Raw genomic sequence first — 18234 nt, 5'->3', positions numbered from 1 at the left:
GTGAAACAGCTTAATGTTTTGGAGGAAAGGAAATGCCATCAGGGTTTTCTGAGCAACAGTTAGCTGAACAAATCATCCAAGTTTTGGGTGAGTCGCTATCAGGTGAAAATTTAGAAAAGTGTGTTCAAGCAATAGAAATTATTGAACCACCGATAGCCAAACAATTTTGGGAAGCGACAACGGCAAAACCAGGAATCTATCTGGTGTTGATGGGTAAGGTGAGATTGCTAGATGGGTCGAATAATTTAATTACTACTTTGGGGATAGGAGGATCTTATGGAGAGTTAACTTTATTTCCTGAAGAGGAGTTTTGTGCTTATGTAGCTAGGGCTTCTGTGAATTTAAAATTGGGTTATCTTCCTCTACAGGTGATCCGTCAATTTCCTAATGTGAGCGATCGCTTGTTGGCTAAGGCTCAATTGTGGGATACACTGTTGTTTTTGTGCCACGATTCTGATTTACTCCGTCATGAATTTGAGGAAATGTTAAAGGCATTATCTCAATTTGAACGGCACAATTTAGATATTGGTTCTCTAAATACCAAACTTAGCAAAGATAGTAAACTTATGCTACTGCGTGAAGGAGAATTGGTACATTCCCAAGGATATGTGTTAAAACCTGGTAATATTTATGCTCCTCCTCAAAGAGGAAATTGGCAAGTAACACAAACAGCGATCGCCTATATTTTGCCCCATGCACGTTGGCAAGCTGCACTACAACATTGGCCGCAATTAATACATTTCATTGATAGTTCCCAGAGTACAGAAGTTCCTGTTGTCGAAGTTCCCCAAAGAGAAGCTAAAATAATTCAATTTCCCCAACCACAGTTTCAAACACAACCAAAGCCAAAAAAACGCCGAAATTACTTTCCTAGTCCCACAGTCACCGTAGGAAATTGGTGGCGCAAAGTTAGTAAACGCTATCCGTTTTTTGAACAACAAAGTGCGGCTGACTGTGGTGCGGCTTGCTTGGTGATGATTAGCCGCTATTGGGGTAAACACTTTAATATTAATCGGTTGCGGGATTTATCTAATGTTAGTCGCAGTGGTGCAACCATGAGGAGTTTAAGCATCGCAGCCGAAACTATCGGCTTTTCTACTCGTCCGGTAAAAGCCAGTTTAGATAAATTAGCACAACAACCCCTACCAGCGATCGCACATTGGGAAGGTAAACATTATATCGTCGTCTATGAAATTAGTAGAAAACGGGTAATTGTTGCTGACCCCGCTATTGGTCAACGGACTCTAACTACTAAAGAATTTAAAGCAGGTTGGACTGGTTACGCTTTATTATTACAGCCAACTGCATCACTTCAAGAAACACCAGAAGCTAATACCCCATTCTGGCAATTATTTGATTTGGTAAAACCCCATACTCAAGTATTGTTAGAAGTATTTGCTGCTTCGTTATTAATTCAAATATTTGGATTGGTGACACCTTTATTTACCCAACTATTATTAGACCGGGTGATTGTTCAGGGTAGCACCGTTACCTTACATACCGTTGGGTTTGGGTTATTAATTTTTGGTTTGTTTCGTGTTGCTATCAATGGACTCAGACAATATTTACTAGACCACACTGCCAATAGAATTAGTGTATCTTTGATGGTAGGTTTTATTAAATATACCTTTCGCCTACCTCTGTCATTTTTTGAATCCCGTTATGTTGGTGATATTGTTTCCCGTGTCCAAGAAAACCAAAAAATTCAGCGTTTTTTGACTGGTGAAGCATTATCTATTACTCTGGATTTATTAACGGTTTTTATCTATGTAGGTTTGATGTTTTGGTACAGCCCACCTTTGGCTTTACTCACATTATGTATTGTCCCACCTTTCGTTTTATTGGCGTTAGTTGCTACACCTTTTTTGCGCCGGATAAGTCGTGAGGTATTTGCGGCAGTAACTAAAGAAAATAGTTACTTAATTCAAAGCTTAACTGGTATTGCTTCTATTCGTTCAATGGCAATTGAGCAAACAGTACGCTGGCATTGGGAAGAGTTATTAAATGATTCAACCCGTAAAAACTTTAATGGTCAGGTAATTAGTAACCAGTTACAAATTGTTAGTTCAACTATTCAATCTGTCGTTAATACAGGGTTACTTTGGTTTGGGGCTTGGTTGGTAATTCAAAATCAATTAACTATCGGACAATTGGTAGCTTTTAATATGTTGCTAGGGAACGTTATTCAGCCCTTTCAAAGATTAATTGTGTTGTGGAATCAACTGCAAGAGGTGATTGTTTCGACCGAAAGAATTAATGATGTTTTAGAGGCAGAACCAGAAGAAGATTTAGCGGTTCATCCCCGGCAAGTATTAGGGCAATTACGGGGATATATTCGCTTTGATCAAGTGACATTTCGTTATCATTCAGAAAGTGATATTAACGTCTTAGAAAATCTGAGTTTTGAAATTCTACCTGAGCAAACTATAGCGGTGGTGGGACGTAGTGGTTCAGGTAAAACGACTCTTTCTAAATTAATTTTGGGTTTATATCTACCGACAGAGGGCAGAGTGTTAATTGACAGTCAAGATGTGACTAGTATTTCTCTACGATCGCTGCGATCGCAGATTGGAGTTGTTGACCAGGATACCTTTTTGTTTGGGGGAACAATTAGGGAAAATATTAGTATTGCCCATCCTGAAGCTTCTTTAGAAGAAGTGATGGAAGCGTCGCGGTTAGCGGGTGCAGATGAATTTATTAAACGCTTGCCTATGGGTTACGAAACCCAAATTGGTGAGGGAGGGGGGATGTTATCAGGGGGACAAAGACAGAGAATAGCGATCGCTCGTGCATTGCTAGGTAATCCCCGTCTCTTAATCTTAGATGAAGCTACCAGTCATCTAGATTCGGAATCCGAGCGAATAATTCAAAATAACTTCAAAAACATCCTCAAAGGACGCACAAGTGTAATTATTGCCCATCGTCTTTCCACTGTGCGTCATGCTGATCTGATCTTAGTTTTGGATCGGGGCATTTTGGTCGAAAGTGGAACTCACGAAGACTTAATTGCGAAAAAAGGGCATTATTTTTACCTGAATCAACAACAATTAGCACCAACAGGTTATAGCAGGAGTCAGGAGTCAGGAGTCAGGAGTCAGGAGTAAAACCCTGTTGTGAAAAGAGTTTCATCAATGGCTTACGTCAAGCTGCGCTAACAATTGATGTCCTAACCACCTTGGTGATTGCTATAAGTGTCACGACAAAAATATTAATAGAAAATCCAGAGGCGTTGCATACAACGTCTCTATGTATGCGTACAACATTTCCAGTTTGTAATTGAATCGAAAAACTTAATTTTAGTTATGCCACAAACAACCGTAACTAGGCGATCGCTCTCGCCAGATCAATCATCTTTAGTTGAAGATTCTAATCATATTATTCAACATCAAACACCAACAGCAGGTAAAGCAAAAGATTGGTTTTATGGTACTGAAGAATTATTAGATGCTTTACCGAAAGCTTGGACAAGATCCATGCTGTATTTACTAATTAGTTTTGCAGCAATTACCATACCTTGGACAATGTTCACCCAAGTTGATGAAACAGGAAGTGCTAGTGGAAGAATAGAACCCAAAGGAGCAACCCAAAAACTAGATAGTGCAGTTACAGGTAGTATCACTAATGTCAATGTTACAGAAGGAGCAACAGTTAGAGCCGGACAAATTTTAGTGCAAATGGAGTCTAATGTTTTGCAAACAGAACTCCAACAAACACAGACTAAATTAGAAGAATTAATCAGTCGTCAAGGTCAACTAGAACTGCTTAAAAACCAAGTTTTATTGGCCATTAATATCCAAGAACAGCAAAACCAATCTCAAGCATTAGAAAAGGCAGCACAACTTAATCAGGCCCGGCAAAACTTGAATAGTAGAGAAAGTGTGTACAACTTGCAAAAATTGGAAAAACTAGCACAAGTTAATCAGGCTCGACAACATATAAAATCTACAAAAGTAGCCCACAGATTAACCAAAAGCCGTTTAAATCGAGACGTTTCAGAAGTTACACGCTATCGTTCACTTTTACAAGAAGGTGCAATTCCTGAAACTAAAGTTGGGGAATTAGAAAAGATAGCTGAAGATAGTCAACGTTTGCAAGAAGAAGCAAAATCTAATATTGAACAGGCTTATCTACGATTACAAGAAGAGGAGAGTCGCTATCAATTAATTATTAGTCAAGCCCAATCAGATATTGAACAAGCAAAACTCCGGTTAGAAGAAGAAGAAAATAGCTATCAAGCAGTATTGCAAGCGGGGAAACTAGCTTTACTCAAAAATCAAGAACAATTCAAAAACCTGCAAAGAGAAGTTACTTCCCTCAAATCAGAAATCACCCAAACCACAAGCCAGATCAAATCCTTACAGTTTCAGTTACAACAAAGAATAGTGCGATCTCCCATTGATGGTATTATCTTTGAATTACCAATTAAAAAACCAGGATCAGTTCTCCAACAAGGACAAATGATTGCTCAAATTGCACCCAAAAATGCAACTTTAATTCTCAAAGCTCAAATGCCTAGCCAACAAAGTGGTTTTGTTAAGTTAGGAATGCCAGTAAAAATCAAATTTCATGCCTATCCTTTCCAAGAATATGGTGTAACATCAGGACGTGTTACTTGGATTTCTCCAGATTCTAAAATTCAGGAAAATAGCCAAAATCCCATCGAAGTTTATGAACTAGAAGTCTCCTTAGAACAACCTTATATATCATCAGGTGATAAACGCATCCCGATTATACCAGGTCAGACAGCAACAGCCGAAGTTATTGTCCGTCAACGTCGAGTAATTGACTTTATCTTAGATCCATTTAAAAAATTGCAAAAAGGCGGTTTAGAGCTTTAGTAATTAATCCCTTTTAAGCTTGGGGTTTAGCACTGTTAAACCCCAAGATAATCACGAAATTTTTACCTCTAGCAATTAATTAAAAAATTAAAAGTACCATTAGGTAGAGATAAAAAAATATATCTCAGGTGAATATGATATATATGCTAGTAATTTGTCTAAACGAACTCAAATAAGTAATTTAAAATGAGTTTAACAACTAGAGGGATTGCCTTATGTCAAATATCTTGAAAGTTTCCCCGGAAGAAATTATTTATCATGTCAAAATATCTTGTCAAATCCCTAGTTTACTCGAAGCGATCGCTACTAAAAAAATAATTACTGACACTGCTGCAAAAGAAGGTGTTATCATCGAAATAGAAGAACTACAAAAAGCAGCAGATAGTCTCAGATTAGCCCAAAACTTAATCAGGGCAGAAGAGACTTGGACATGGTTAGAAAAACATTATCTTTCCCTAGATAACTTTGAAGAAATAGCCCATATAAATTTACTATCTGCTAAGTTAGCTAATCATCTATTTGCAAACAAAGTTGAACAGTTTTTTTACTCCCATCAACTCGATTACACCACAGCCGTAACTTATGAAGTTATATTAGATGATGAAGACTTAGCTTTAGAAATATTTTATGCGTTGAAAGAAGGAGAAATTAGTTTTCAAGAAATCGCTCGTCAATATATTAAAAATCCCGAAATTCGTCGTGCAGGAGGGTATCAAGGTATCCGTCCACGTAGGGATTTTAGACCAGAAATTGCCGCAGCGGTTTTTGCAGCAAATCCACCACAACTTCTCAAACCAATAACTACACCGAAAGGAGTACATATAATTTTGGTTGAAGAAATCATTAAACCACAGTTAAATGAACAAATGCGTGCAACAATTATGGGTGAATTATTTACAAATTGGTTAAAGCAGCAAATTAACACATTAGAAATTGGACTTAATTTAGCAGAAGATACCAATTCCCCATCTTCACAACAAATGTTGAGTGAAGTCAGCTAAAATATTAACGCACCGTTAATTCTAAATAAAATCGGTGCGTTATACTAAAGAATTAGATTATATCTAATTTGTATAGCGTGTAAGTTTTAAATAAAATATGTAGGGTGGGCATTGCCCACCAAAACCCGCATAAAGTAAGCCTTATATGGTAGAAATTAATTGGAAGTATGCTTATAATCTTCCGAGAGATTCCAGCTTGTTTCAAACTTAACAACATCTAATTTCTGCTTATTTTTGGGAAGATCATTGGTTTCACCCAAAGGACTATTATTTTTAATTAATCGGCTGTAAGTACGATATGGTATATACTCTAAAGGATTATAACCTATAAAGTGCAGAAGTAAAGTACAAGCCCATGAATACTTACCCAAAATAATAGCCTTGATAATTTTTTGCAATTCTTCACGCTTCAAGATTTTATTTAATTGTTCATTTTGCTCAAAATTTTCTTCCGTCATAAGCTTACTCCATTACTATGAATTTGTCGGATATTTTGTAGTCTGTAGGGTGCGTCAGACAGAATAATTTAGGATAAAATCACTAATTTTAGGTTTCTGACGCACCTTATTTTATCTGAAAAACTGTACAAAATGCAGATGATATATATGAAGAAAATTGCCTATTTTCAGGCTTTTGTCATCCCATATTAGTGTGGTGCGTCAGATAGAGAAAATCTGTTAGATGCTCAATTATCGGGTCTGACGCACCCTACAATAATAGATTCTGTCATCGTGAAACTTACAAATTAGCAAAAACGATTACAAAGGAGTATAAATATCCTCAGAATTGGCATTGAGATAAGGATATTTTAACGAAATTCCTTCAGATAAAAAACTTTGAAAAATTGACATCATTCGTCCTTCTGGAGTATCATTACCTTGATGCCAGGCATTAATTAACCCATTAGCAATAATTTGACAGCGATTTGTGCCAAAACTTTCTTGTTGAGTAAACTTTTTTTGTGGTTCTTCAGCACAAGCCAAACCTGGAGCTAGTAACTTCGTAAACAATGGTACGTTTTCCAAAAAATACGATTGATTTTCAAAATATACAGATTTTAATACTTGGTGTACAACTGGATAATGTTGTTTATTAAAATACAACACTGCCGAGTCATAACGCCGATAATCAGATGGGTTATACAAAGCTTTAAAGCAAAAAGAAATTGAAATAGCGTTAAGCCTTGCTGTTAAGCTTTCCATCAGTTCTACAGACCCTTCTGGGATTAAATTAAAGTAGATTCGAGTGATATCAAGATGATCTTGATAACCTGCATTAGATATTGCCATATAAAATCCGTTTTGCACCAAATTTTTAGGCATTTTGATTGCCACCAAATTACCAACTGTCGCCATTTTATCTGCTGGTGACAAATATATATCTCGTTCAATATGTAAATTTAAGCCATTTTTATGTACTACCAAATTACCGTCCCTTTCTTCTTTAATTACTAGCCAATCATGACTCCAATAACCTTCACTTTTGTTCCGAGAATGCAGCCGTTCATAAAAGTCAAAATCTATGCCGAAGGTAGTATCATTCACCCAATTTTTATCTTGAGCATCATTAGCGATCGCTACTGTTTGTGAACCGTTATAATACACACTATACAGAAACCCACTTAACTGTTTAGTTAAATGTCTATTTTGAATCTCTAACGGTAATTGTTCAAAGCGAGAAATTACTGATTCTGGTAGTTCTAAAGACTTATATTCTGGATGCTTAATACAATGATAAGACTCAATTTGCACTTGATGAACAATGTCTTGTAGTGATGTCTGCAATCTTTCTGGTAAGTCCAAAAGTTGAGTATGAGTTAAATTTAATAGTTGCATAATTGTCTAGAGTGTAAGGGAATATTGATTTCATTCAAGTCACTGAAAAACTAACCACAGAGGCACAGAGTTCACAGAGAAATGAGGTTTTGGGAGATATTTTGCGTAAGTCCTGTTCATTTTGAAGTTGGAGTTTTGTAGATACCCCCAGGATATTGTGAAGTTCGTAAACCAATAGGAATCAAATCTGATACTTCCATCCCAAAAACTGTAACCATAGATGCTTGAGGACGACACAATAAATTCTTAGCAACTTGGAGAATACAAATACCCGCATTCCCAAAGGTTCTTTGATGTTGTAGAGTTGCTTGAATAGACCTAATTAATGCCAACCCAGCAAACTGTATAACTAATTCAAAAAAATTAGGACGATACTCTAAAATTTCTGGGAATTGAGCCAAATAAGCACTAACTAATGCTGCTATGCAAGGTTGCAGAGATTGTAAGGGAATTGCTGCTAAACGCAAAGAATCTTCTATTGGTATTGTTCTGCTAGTAACCATACTATGAAGCCAAATTTGTAAATAACTAGCAATTACTGTTCCTAAATCATTGGCCGGATCTCCCCAATTACCCTGTTCCCAGTCAATGAAGCGAATTATTTTTTCATCGGAATATGATTCTTTAAAAATAGCCGCTTCCCAATTTAAAGAGAGAAGAATATTATTTAACTTCAAGTCATTGTGAGTAAAACAACAAGCATTGAAAGCATTACTCAAATCAGCGATCGCTCTCCCTAAATGATCGTATCTTTGATAAAGAGTAAAAAATTTCAACCCATCAGCAGGTAATAAACCAAATACTGCTGGACTAATTCTCTCCAATCCCCTTGATAGATCATGAGTTTCAAGATCGACCCCAATCTTATTTTTTTGAAAAAATTCCTGATAATCTTGACGATTTATAGTTAAGCGATGAATAGATGCCAAAGTTGTGCCAATTAACCGAGATATCTGCGGTGGAAAAAAACTTTCACTATGGTAAAAGTCTAATAGATCACGATATTCTTGCAGATAATTGAAAACAATGATAGAATTTTCGCTATCAAAATGAATCGCTTCTGATAACGATGACCGCAAATGGCTAATTTCTGGAAATAGCTGAAAAAATTTATGCACTTGCCATTCATCAGCAAATTCATTTAAAGTTTTACCTTCTCGGTTAATACGTTCTTGCTTAACTAAAATTTTATGGCCATCTGGAAAACTGACAAGTAAGTTAAAGTTCTTTGCGGGTTTTAGTTCTATTTCGCTCAAAGACTGCTCTTCCTGAGTACAGATTCCTTGGGAAATGAGATACTCGAAAACATTTTTATCACTCAATAGAAACTTCATGGCATTAAATATTGCTAGTTATGAGGTTATTCGATTAGCGATCGCTCTGATTTTTAATTAATACTTATTTCTAAAGCTGAAATAAGTCACTAAATCAGAAATAGAATCAATAGCATAAGCTATCAACATAAATTCCATAAGTTTAATTGCAAACTGAAATATATAAAATGGATCTCTTTCACCACCAAATACAGACATAGCTTCTATCTCATCTAGGTCTTCAATCAAGTTTTCTGAATTACTAAGAACAAGATCAGAAATTATTATTTTTGCCATATATTTTCAGATGAATACAAAAGTGTTGCTTAATAAAATCAACTTATCAGGCTTAACTCTTTTTGATAAACCCTCAAATTAATTTGCATATCTAAAAATACACATATTTTAATTCAAATTTATTAAGCCATTGTAAATTAGGTAAATTAACCAATAATAAGTATTAGTTGAAATAATATTAAATTAGCCATAAAATTCTAGCAAAGTACAAATGAATTAAAAGATTTAAATGGTTTGATTGGCTCTCCTGGTTTATTAATAATCTAGTTAACAGTTGTTAATTAGATAGGTTATTTTTCCCAGGAGAGCCAATTAGCCTAGTAGTTGACTACAAAGCTATTAGTAATAGACACCTGCTGCACTAGCTGAGAATGATTTTGCTAAATATCCAATGTGACCAATTCCGTATGTAATTACAAAGGATTCAGTCAACTTACTAAATAAACTCATGTCACTGAAACCAAGATAACTACCACCAACAACGTTATCAGCATCGCTCATATCATTAAGAAAGCTTTCGGAATCTTGGAAAAATTCAGAACCAGCAACGTGTAATTCAGAGAGAGTAATATTAGCCATGATTTTCTCCTAATAAACTTGTTTTCAGTGAGTGGATTGTGTGAACGATTGAGCATTGAGTGGCTTAACCGTTACTACTATTTTTATGCTGATGAATTAGAAAAATCAAGGGGTTGAGCGTTATTAAAAAGACATTAATTATTGAGTTAAGTCCTTATTTGAAAACCAAAAAACCCCAACCCCATATTTACTAAAGCCTCTGAATGCGTAAGTCCCAAGTTTGATCTAAGACCATTATTTATGGATACACATCAATCAAATTGACTACGAAAATCACCAATTGTTTGATAGATATTAGCCATCAAATTGTCATACATTTGATCAGCATTTTCTATGATCGTTGATATCTCATTAGTATTTACTTGATTTGATCTTCTTGGTCTTCTTCTTATTCCATAACCACCTACTACAGCCTTCATTTGCCCAGGACTAAGTTCATAAATAAACTGTTGGGTAATACTAGGATGTAAATCAGAAACTGTTATATTGACCATTTTAGTTATCTCCCTAAAAAGCAAACTGGGATCAATTTAAACAAAAAAGTTCAAATTCTTTTTCTATATTCTTGATGATAATCAGATAAAGTCAAGTTTTTAAGACTAATTTATTAGACACAATTCAAAGGTTTCTGTCTGCAAAGCTGTAATTTTTTGCTTACCTACTTACCCTATATTATTTTTTTGCTCTTGATACAATTGCTTAAACAAAGCCTGTTGTCTTTTATGATCGACAATTGGGGTAGGATAACCTAACGCATGACACTCTATGGGGGGAATTTTACCGATTACTAAATACTCAGCATCTACAGACCGTAATTCTGATACCCATTGACGAATATATTCCCCATCTGAATCAAATTTCTGTGCTTGACTAGCTGGGTTAAAAATCCGTAATGGTTTGGGGTCCATACCACTAGAAGCACTCCATTGCCAACCACCATTATTAGCAGATAAGTCACCGTCAATTAATTTCTGCATAAAATATTTCTCTCCCCATTGGGGATTGATCATCAAATCTTTAGTTAAAAAACTAGCAACAATCATTCGACATCGGTTGTGCATCCAGCCAATTTCATTTAACTGACGCATCGCTGCATCAACGATGGGATAACCTGTTTTGCCTTCACACCAAGCCTGAAAATATGCTTGATTATTTTGCCAGGGGAAGGCTTTAAATGTATCTCTATATGCACCATCAGCTAATTCTGGAAAGTTATACATGGCGTGTTGATAAAATTCTCGCCAAGCTAATTCTTGTTGCCATGTACGAATACTTGCTGTTGCTTCTTCGCTGTTACTATTTTCTAATGCTTCTATTGTCGCTTGCCAAACTGTGCGAATACCTATTACACCAAATTTTAAAGCGGCGCTTAGTTTAGATGTTCCATCAATGTCCGGGAAATTACGCTGTTCTTGATATTGGTTAATGGCAGAATTAGTAAATGTTTGCAATACTTCCTGAGCGGCTGTTTCTCCAGGGGCAATAATCAAGTCGCTATCCCAAATGTAATCTAAATCTTTGGCAGAGGGTAAATTAATTACGCCTGTTTGTTCAGCTATTTCTTGTTCATTTGCTGTCAAATTCTCAAGATTTTGCAGGGTTTCCACTGGCTTTAATTTGGGTTTACTGCTCCAATTTTTCCAGAAGGGCGTATAAACTGTGTAGGGAGTTTTTGCACCACTAAAAATTTGATCTGGTGAGTGGAGTAATTGATCCCAATTTTGATTAAGAATTTGAATGTTTTTTTGGTTTAGTGATTCAACTATAGCGCGATCGCGCACCTGCGAATACGGTTCTACATCCCAACTCCAAAACACTCCCTTAGCTTGTAATGCCTCAGCTAAGGCTGGAATTGCTATAACTGGATCACCATGGAGAATTAATAACTGGCTACCGGCTTGGATATATTGCTCTTGTAGTGCTTGCACACAGCCAATCATATATGTCACCCTAGCTGGAGCTACATCATCCCGTTCTAAAATATGCGGATCTAGGCAAAACACACCCACTACTTTTGCACTTTGTGTTCTTGCTATTACTAATCCTGTATGATCTGCAATGCGTAAATCCCGGCGATGCCAAAACAAAATTAGGTCAGACATTCGATCTTAAAATAGTTTATTGGTGATCAGTTTTCTATACAGTTGAATACAAGTTAAAAAAATTAACTTTTTCAACAATGCTTAATTATTGTATACCATTATCTACATCTTTTTTGTGTAGTTTTTCAACTATCACTAGGAGAAATTATTCCTTCGCGATCGCACTCCCTCAAGTTCCCAATATCGTTTTTTTTCTCACGCAGAGACGCAGAGAACGCAGAGTGCTTCCTAGATAAACAGAACACAGAGAATATCTATTTTTCTAGAGATGTCTTCTGCACAAGTCAGGATTTAAATTTCTTCTGTGTGTTAGATCAAAACCAGGAAATCACACCCATGATTCATCCTGTGGTTAGAAGTGATACGGCTAGAAATCTAGTAAAGTAGCATGAGTAACATCTTTATCAGGGGTTTTATTCACCCATCTTGAATTTTTACATAATCCGAACACAGAATAATCAAAGTGGGAATTGGGTTCAAAAACGGGAGATTTATATGTATGAATTAGTGCCAAGTGTTTTAAACAGTGAAGAAAAGAATACCTTACGTCAGTTTATCTCTTGCTTGGGTAGTACAGGTAAAAATTACTTTTTAAGAAATGAGATATTGCAAGTTTTCGGAGATTATTGTCATCAAATTGAAAAACCCGCCTATTTCTATCATTCTTCTTCCTTGGGTGCATTGATACATTATACCCACGAAATGATTCTGGAAGAGGAAAATACTTGGTTTGTGCTGCGACCTAAAATTGGGAATCAAGAGGTGTGGAGACTAACAGCAGATTTGACACAGTTCGATTTAATGACACCAAAATCATTATTAGATGTGAGCGATCGCTTAGTCAACCGTTACCAACCGAATATCTTAGAAATTGACCTCCAGCCATTTTATCAAAATTCCCCCAAAATCAACGATCCTAGAAATATTGGTCAAGGTTTAACCTTTCTCAACCATTATCTATGCAATCAATTTATCACTGAACCCAAATATTGGTTAGAATTATTATTTAAAGCATTACAGAAATTAGCATATAATGAAATACAATTATTAGTGAGCGATCGCCTGTCTTCTGGTATCGAATTAGCCAAACAAATCAAACCAGCCCTCAACTTTTTAAATCAACTACCTCCCAAGGAACCTTACGCAAAATTTCGCACCCAACTCCAAGAACTCGGTTTTGAGCCAGGTTGGGGTAACAATGCAGCAAGAGTCCGCGAAACCCTAGAACTGCTACAAAGACTCATTGACACCCCTCAGCCAGCCATTCTTGAAGCCTTTGTTGCACGTATTCCTGCCGTTTTTCGAGTCGTTCTTATCTCCATACACGGTTGGGTTGCTCAAGAAGATGTTTTAGGAAGAGATGAAACATTAAGTCAAGTTATTTACGTTCTAGAACAAGCACGTAGCCTAGAAAATAAACTCCAACAACAAATTAAACTCGCCGGTCTTGATTCCTTGGAAATTAAACCTCACGTCATTATTCTTACCCGTCTTATCCCCAATTGTAATGATGTAGCCTCTCCCAGCCAAGGAACATCTTGTGATTTACCTTTAGAAAAACTTGACAATACAGAAAATGCTTGGATTTTGCGTGTCCCTTTCAGAGGATTTAATCCAGAAATCACTGACAACTGGATTTCTAAATTTGAAATTTGGCCTTATTTAGAAACCTTTACTATTGATGCCGAAAAAGAACTATTAACACAATTTAAAGGTAAACCTAATTTAATTATTGGCAATTACAGTGATGGTAATTTAGTTGCTGCTCTCCTCTCTCGTAGGCTCAAAGTCACCCAATGTAATATAGCCCATTCTCTAGAAAAACCCAAGTATCTATTTAGTAACTTGTATTGGCAAGACTTAGAAGATAAATATCATTTCTCTGCCCAATTTACGGCTGATTTAATTAGCATGAATGCAGCGGATTTTATTATTACTTCATCTTATCAAGAAATTGTGGGTACACCAGATAGCATGGGACAATATGAATCATATAAATGTTTTACCATGCCAGAATTATATCATGTAATTGATGGAATTGACTTATGTAGTTCTAAATTCAACATGATTCCCCCTGGAGTCAGCGAAAATATCTTTTTCCCCTACAGTCAAACAGAAAAAAGAAATGCCAAACAAACCCAAAATATCCGCAATTTATTATTTACCCATCAAAATGAATATATTATTGGTCATTTAGAACATCCTCATAAAAGACCAATTTTTGCTCTTACCCCAATCACTTCAATTAAAAATATTACAGGATTAGCAGAATGTTTTGGTCAAAGTCAGGCATTACAAGACCGTTGTAATTTGATTTTATTAACCAGTAAATTACATCCAGATACAGCCACTAATTTAGAAGAAGCAACGGAAATCCAAAAACTCCATCAAATTATTAACCAATATAATCTCAACGATAAAATCCGTTGGTTAAGTATGCGTCTTCCTAGTCGTGATATTGGCGAATGTTACCGAATAATTGCCGATAATCAAGGTATTTTCGTGCATTTTGCCCGATTTGAATCTTTTGGACGCAGTATTTTAGAAGCAATGATTTCTGGTTTACCAACATTTGCAACTCAATTTGGTGGTGCTTTAGAAATAATTGAAAATCATGGTAATGGTTTTTATATTAATCCTATGGATTTGGCAGGAGCAGCTAATAAAATTGTTGAATTTGTTCATAAATGTGATACTAAAACAGAGTATTGGCATGAGATTTCTCAATCAATGATCCAAAGGATTCGTCATAAATACACATGGGATTCCCACACTAATCAATTATTATTGCTGGCTAAAATATTTAGTTTCTGGAATTTCGTTGAACCTGAAGATAATGAAGCCAGAGATCGTTATATGGAAACTTTATTCCATCTGGTTTTTAAACCTAGAGCCGAAAGTATTTTAAATAAAATGGCATGATTTCTAGGACTTATACAAGAGTCATGGAATAACTAACCGCAGAGACGCAGAGGACGCAGAGAAATCAGAATTTGAGCGATATTTTGTGTAGTTTCAGAATCTAATAACTCAAGTTGCTAGTTATTAATTTTTCGGATATTTTGTAGTCTGTAGGGTGCGTCAGACATAACAATTTAGACTAAAATTATTAATTTTAAGTTTCTGACGCACCTTATTTCATCTAACTAGCAACTTACGTTAATAAAACTGCAAAGAAGTTGGTTTTTTTTACGTCAAGCCAACCTACAACTACTTTTACTTACTATAAAGGTTAAAATGATGGAAAAAACAAGTTACTTTCAAGATTTTATTTACACAGATTGGATATTAATTGAGACTCAGTTCAATCCTGCTCAATTACACGTCAGAGAAACTATTTTTACTATTGGTAACGGGTATTTGTCCACAAGAGGTAGTTTTGAAGAAAGTTACCCCCGCGCATTACCAGCCACCTTTATTCATGGTATTTATGATGATGTTCCTGTAGTTTATACTGAATTAGCAAATTGCCCAGATTGGCTACCATTAATAGTAATTATTAACGGCGAACGCTTTCGTCTTGATCAAGGTAATATATTAGAATATCATCGCCAACTTGATCTGCGTCAAGGTCTTCTTAGTCGTTCTTTGCGTTGGTGTAGTCCGAGTGGAAAGACGATAGATATTAATTTTGAACGTTTTGCTAGTTTAGCAGATCAACAGGTTTTAGGGCAACGTTGCCAATTAACAGCAGTTGATTTTTCAGGATTAATTGAAATTCAAGCTAGTATTAACGGTTATCCTGAAAATCAAGGTTTCAATCATTGGGAAATATTAGATCAAGGTAAAACTGAACAAGGATTTTGGTTACATACTCGCACCCGTTCTTCTCAAATTGATCTGGGGATAGCTGCAAAAATTACCATTTTAGGGACTGAAGCAACATTGCAAGTTAGCACTGCACCGGGCTATCCTGCAATTAGTATGACTTTTTTCGCTCAACCAGAACAAACGGTCACTATCGAGAAAATCGTCACAGTTTTCACCTCAAAAGAAGTTGAACAACCAGTTTTTGCAGCACAACAAAAACTCAGCAATTTACCAGATTATAGAACTTTACTTGAGTCTAATCAAACAGCATGGGATCAGGTTTGGCAGGATAGTGATATATTAATTGAAGGAGATAATACGGCCGCTTTTGCAGTTCGTTATAATATTTTTCAGTTGTTAATTGCTGCACCCCGTAATGATCAACGGGTAAGTATTCCTGCTAAAACCCTATCTGGATTTGGCTATCGTGGACATATTTTTTGGGATACAGAAATTTTCATCTTGCCATTTTTTATCTTCACTCAACCAGCTTTAGCTAAGAATCTACTCAGTTATCGTTATCATACCTTAGATGGGGCGCGACGCAAAGCCGCTCATTACGGGTATCAGGGGGCGATGTATGCGTGGGAAAGTGCTGTAACTGGGGATGAAGTAACACCCCGGTGGTCATTACCGAGTGATTTTTATGGTGAAGATGTGCGGATTTGGTGCCGCGATCGCGAAATTCATATTAGTGCTGATATTGCCTATGCAGTGTGGTACTATTGGCAAGTCACAGCCGATGATCAATGGATGGGCGACTATGGTGCAGAGATCATTTTAGACACTGCTATTTTTTGGCATAGTCGAGTTGAATTTAATCCCCAAGCAGACAGATACGAAATTAACAATGTCATTGGTGCAGATGAATATCACGAATTAGTACACAACAACAGCTTCACCAATCGCATAGTCCAATGGCACTTAGAAAAGGCGATCTTAGTTTATAACTGGTTACAGCGCACCTTTCCCGAAAAAATAGTAGAATTAGAGCAAAAAAGGCAACTTACCCCCGAAATCCGCACCCATTGGTCAGAAATCATCAAAAAAATCTGGATTCCCTACAACCCAGAAACCGGATTAATCGAGCAATTTGAGGGATTTTTTCAATTAGAGGATATTAATTTAGCAGACCACGAACCACGCCAAAAATCCATTCAAGCTGTGTTGGGAATGGAAAAAACCAATAAATCCCAGGTAATCAAACAGCCAGATGTCTTAATGCTGCTTTATCTGATGCGAGAATCTGCTTGTTTTCCCTACAATCACAAAACATTAGCCACAAATTGGGACTATTACGCACCCCGCACAGATATCACCTATGGTTCTTCCCTCGGTCCAGCCATTCACGCTATCTTAGCCGCAGATTTAGGTAAATTAGATCAAGCTTACAAATACTTCATCCAAGCGGCAATGGTAGATTTAGAGGATAAACGCGGAAACACCCAAGATGGGATTCATGCTGCTAGTGCTGGAGGTGTTTGGCAGTCCGTAGTCTTCGGTTTTGGTGGTATCCAACTTCAAAAAAATGCCCCCGTAGCCAATCCCCATCTCCCCCCAAACTGGACACGTCTCAAGTTTAAACTCTTCTGGCGCGGTAAATGGCATCAATTTGATTTGCGTCCCCTTGCGCCACCAACCCATCTTCCCAACATCCGGGGGGTGATTTTTGATTTAGATGGCGTTTTGACCGATACAGCCGAATATCACTATCAAGCTTGGCAAAAATTAGCAGATGAGGAAGGTATACCTTTTAACCGTCAAGCCAACGAAGCCTTGCGGGGGATATCTCGTCGTGCTTCCCTGATGCTGATTATTGGCAATAGGAGATATTCGGATATCCAAATTCAAGAGATGATGGAACGTAAGAACGACTATTATATAGAGTTAATTCAAAATATTACACCTAAAGATTTGTTACCAGGGGCGGTTTCTTTGCTAGATGATATCCGTCAAGCTGGGTTAAAAATCGCCATTGGTTCAGCGAGTAAAAATGCCCGTGAAGTAATTAAACGTTTAGGTATTGGTGATCAAGTAGATATTATTGCTGATGGTTATAGTGTGCAAAAACCCAAACCTGCCCCCGATTTATTTCTCTATGCAGCCCAACAGTTAGGAATTACACCAAGGGAATGTGTAGTTTTTGAGGATGCGGCCGCAGGTATTCAAGCTGCAAAAGCTGGGGGAATGTACGCGGTAGGACTAGGACCAATTGAAAGGGTGGGGTGTGCTGATGTGGTTTTATCTAGTTTAGCAGGTGTGACATGGAGGAATTTGGAGTTAGAAATTACAAAGTTATGAAGTCTCACACAGAGAAAGCTTGACAGACCGAGATTTTATCTTTGAGAAAATTAATCGACTATTTGACTAAATTACTAAATAGTGATATTATAGAAACATAAAGAATCTTGGCTAAAGCAAAAAACCTCACTATGGCTATACTAAATACGGCTTAATTA

General features: G+C 36.6%; 12 protein-coding genes. 5 read left to right on the top strand and 7 right to left on the bottom strand.

The annotated features are described in order from the left end of the window. Positions 1 to 32 precede the first annotated feature (32 nt). The 3 genes from VB711_RS13420 to VB711_RS13410 all read left to right on the top strand — a co-directional run bounded on the left by VB711_RS13420 (position 33) and on the right by VB711_RS13410 (position 5839). On the top strand, positions 33 to 3104 hold the full coding sequence (locus VB711_RS13420) for an ABC transporter transmembrane domain-containing protein (RefSeq protein ID WP_323286571.1): 3072 nt from the start codon (positions 33 to 35) through the stop codon (positions 3102 to 3104). Between the two features lie 198 nt (positions 3105 to 3302). Next, the gene (locus VB711_RS13415; protein WP_323286570.1) at positions 3303 to 4838 is read left to right on the top strand and encodes an HlyD family efflux transporter periplasmic adaptor subunit; all 1536 of its coding nucleotides are present in this window, start codon (positions 3303 to 3305) and stop codon (positions 4836 to 4838) included. 215 nt (positions 4839 to 5053) lie between these two features. Continuing rightward, positions 5054 to 5839, top strand: a complete 786-nt coding sequence (locus VB711_RS13410) for a peptidylprolyl isomerase (RefSeq protein ID WP_323286569.1) — start codon at positions 5054 to 5056, stop codon at positions 5837 to 5839. 155 nt (positions 5840 to 5994) lie between these two features. Here the strand turns inward: VB711_RS13410 and VB711_RS13405 are convergent, their stop codons facing one another. The 7 genes from VB711_RS13405 to VB711_RS13375 form a co-directional block, all read right to left on the bottom strand. Then, the gene (locus VB711_RS13405; RefSeq protein ID WP_323286568.1) at positions 5995 to 6297 is read right to left on the bottom strand and encodes a HetP family heterocyst commitment protein; all 303 of its coding nucleotides are present in this window, start codon (positions 6295 to 6297) and stop codon (positions 5995 to 5997) included. 300 nt (positions 6298 to 6597) lie between these two features. Further along, positions 6598 to 7674 (bottom strand): T3SS effector HopA1 family protein, encoded by a 1077-nt coding sequence (locus VB711_RS13400; protein WP_323286567.1) that lies wholly within the window; start codon positions 7672 to 7674, stop codon positions 6598 to 6600. A gap of 116 nt (positions 7675 to 7790) precedes the next feature. Continuing rightward, positions 7791 to 9008: a phosphotransferase gene (locus VB711_RS13395; protein WP_323286566.1), complete on the bottom strand. Its 1218-nt coding sequence runs from the start codon at positions 9006 to 9008 to the stop codon at positions 7791 to 7793. Between the two features lie 57 nt (positions 9009 to 9065). Then, a complete protein-coding gene (locus VB711_RS13390) occupies positions 9066 to 9284 on the bottom strand; it encodes a hypothetical protein (RefSeq protein ID WP_323286565.1) in 219 nt (72 codons plus the stop codon). A gap of 339 nt (positions 9285 to 9623) precedes the next feature. Next, on the bottom strand, positions 9624 to 9863 hold the full coding sequence (locus VB711_RS13385) for a hypothetical protein (protein ID WP_323286564.1): 240 nt from the start codon (positions 9861 to 9863) through the stop codon (positions 9624 to 9626). Between the two features lie 251 nt (positions 9864 to 10114). Continuing rightward, positions 10115 to 10357: a hypothetical protein gene (locus VB711_RS13380; protein ID WP_323286563.1), complete on the bottom strand. Its 243-nt coding sequence runs from the start codon at positions 10355 to 10357 to the stop codon at positions 10115 to 10117. A gap of 168 nt (positions 10358 to 10525) precedes the next feature. Continuing rightward, the gene (locus VB711_RS13375; protein WP_323286562.1) at positions 10526 to 11965 is read right to left on the bottom strand and encodes an FAD-binding domain-containing protein; all 1440 of its coding nucleotides are present in this window, start codon (positions 11963 to 11965) and stop codon (positions 10526 to 10528) included. Between the two features lie 495 nt (positions 11966 to 12460). On the opposite strand from VB711_RS13375, the gene VB711_RS13370 reads away from it, so the two are divergent. Both VB711_RS13370 and pgmB read left to right on the top strand, forming a co-directional pair. Beyond that, on the top strand, positions 12461 to 14887 hold the full coding sequence (locus VB711_RS13370) for a sucrose synthase (protein ID WP_323286561.1): 2427 nt from the start codon (positions 12461 to 12463) through the stop codon (positions 14885 to 14887). Positions 14888 to 15205: 318 nt separating this feature from the next. Next, on the top strand, positions 15206 to 18076 hold the full coding sequence (pgmB, locus tag VB711_RS13365) for a beta-phosphoglucomutase (protein ID WP_323286600.1): 2871 nt from the start codon (positions 15206 to 15208) through the stop codon (positions 18074 to 18076). Positions 18077 to 18234 lie beyond the last annotated feature (158 nt).

Source organism: Cronbergia sp. UHCC 0137 (genome assembly GCF_034932285.1).
GTDB lineage: Bacteria > Cyanobacteriota > Cyanobacteriia > Cyanobacteriales > Nostocaceae > Cronbergia.
Note: the sequence above shows the minus strand (reverse complement) of the source record. Positions and strands in the feature narration are given on the sequence as shown.

Coding starts and splice junctions, on each gene's coding strand:
- VB711_RS13415 (WP_323286570.1), top strand. CDS start 3,303: ATGCCACAAACAACCGTAACTAGGCGATCGCTCTCGCCAGATCAATCA.
- VB711_RS13410 (WP_323286569.1), top strand. CDS start 5,054: ATGTCAAATATCTTGAAAGTTTCCCCGGAAGAAATTATTTATCATGTC.
- VB711_RS13375 (WP_323286562.1), bottom strand. CDS start 11,965: ATGTCTGACCTAATTTTGTTTTGGCATCGCCGGGATTTACGCATTGCA.
- VB711_RS13400 (WP_323286567.1), bottom strand. CDS start 7,674: ATGCAACTATTAAATTTAACTCATACTCAACTTTTGGACTTACCAGAA.
- VB711_RS13390 (WP_323286565.1), bottom strand. CDS start 9,284: ATGGCAAAAATAATAATTTCTGATCTTGTTCTTAGTAATTCAGAAAAC.
- VB711_RS13395 (WP_323286566.1), bottom strand. CDS start 9,008: ATGAAGTTTCTATTGAGTGATAAAAATGTTTTCGAGTATCTCATTTCC.
- VB711_RS13385 (WP_323286564.1), bottom strand. CDS start 9,863: ATGGCTAATATTACTCTCTCTGAATTACACGTTGCTGGTTCTGAATTT.
- VB711_RS13370 (WP_323286561.1), top strand. CDS start 12,461: ATGTATGAATTAGTGCCAAGTGTTTTAAACAGTGAAGAAAAGAATACC.
- pgmB (WP_323286600.1), top strand. CDS start 15,206: ATGGAAAAAACAAGTTACTTTCAAGATTTTATTTACACAGATTGGATA.
- VB711_RS13405 (WP_323286568.1), bottom strand. CDS start 6,297: ATGACGGAAGAAAATTTTGAGCAAAATGAACAATTAAATAAAATCTTG.
- VB711_RS13380 (WP_323286563.1), bottom strand. CDS start 10,357: ATGGTCAATATAACAGTTTCTGATTTACATCCTAGTATTACCCAACAG.
- VB711_RS13420 (WP_323286571.1), top strand. CDS start 33: ATGCCATCAGGGTTTTCTGAGCAACAGTTAGCTGAACAAATCATCCAA.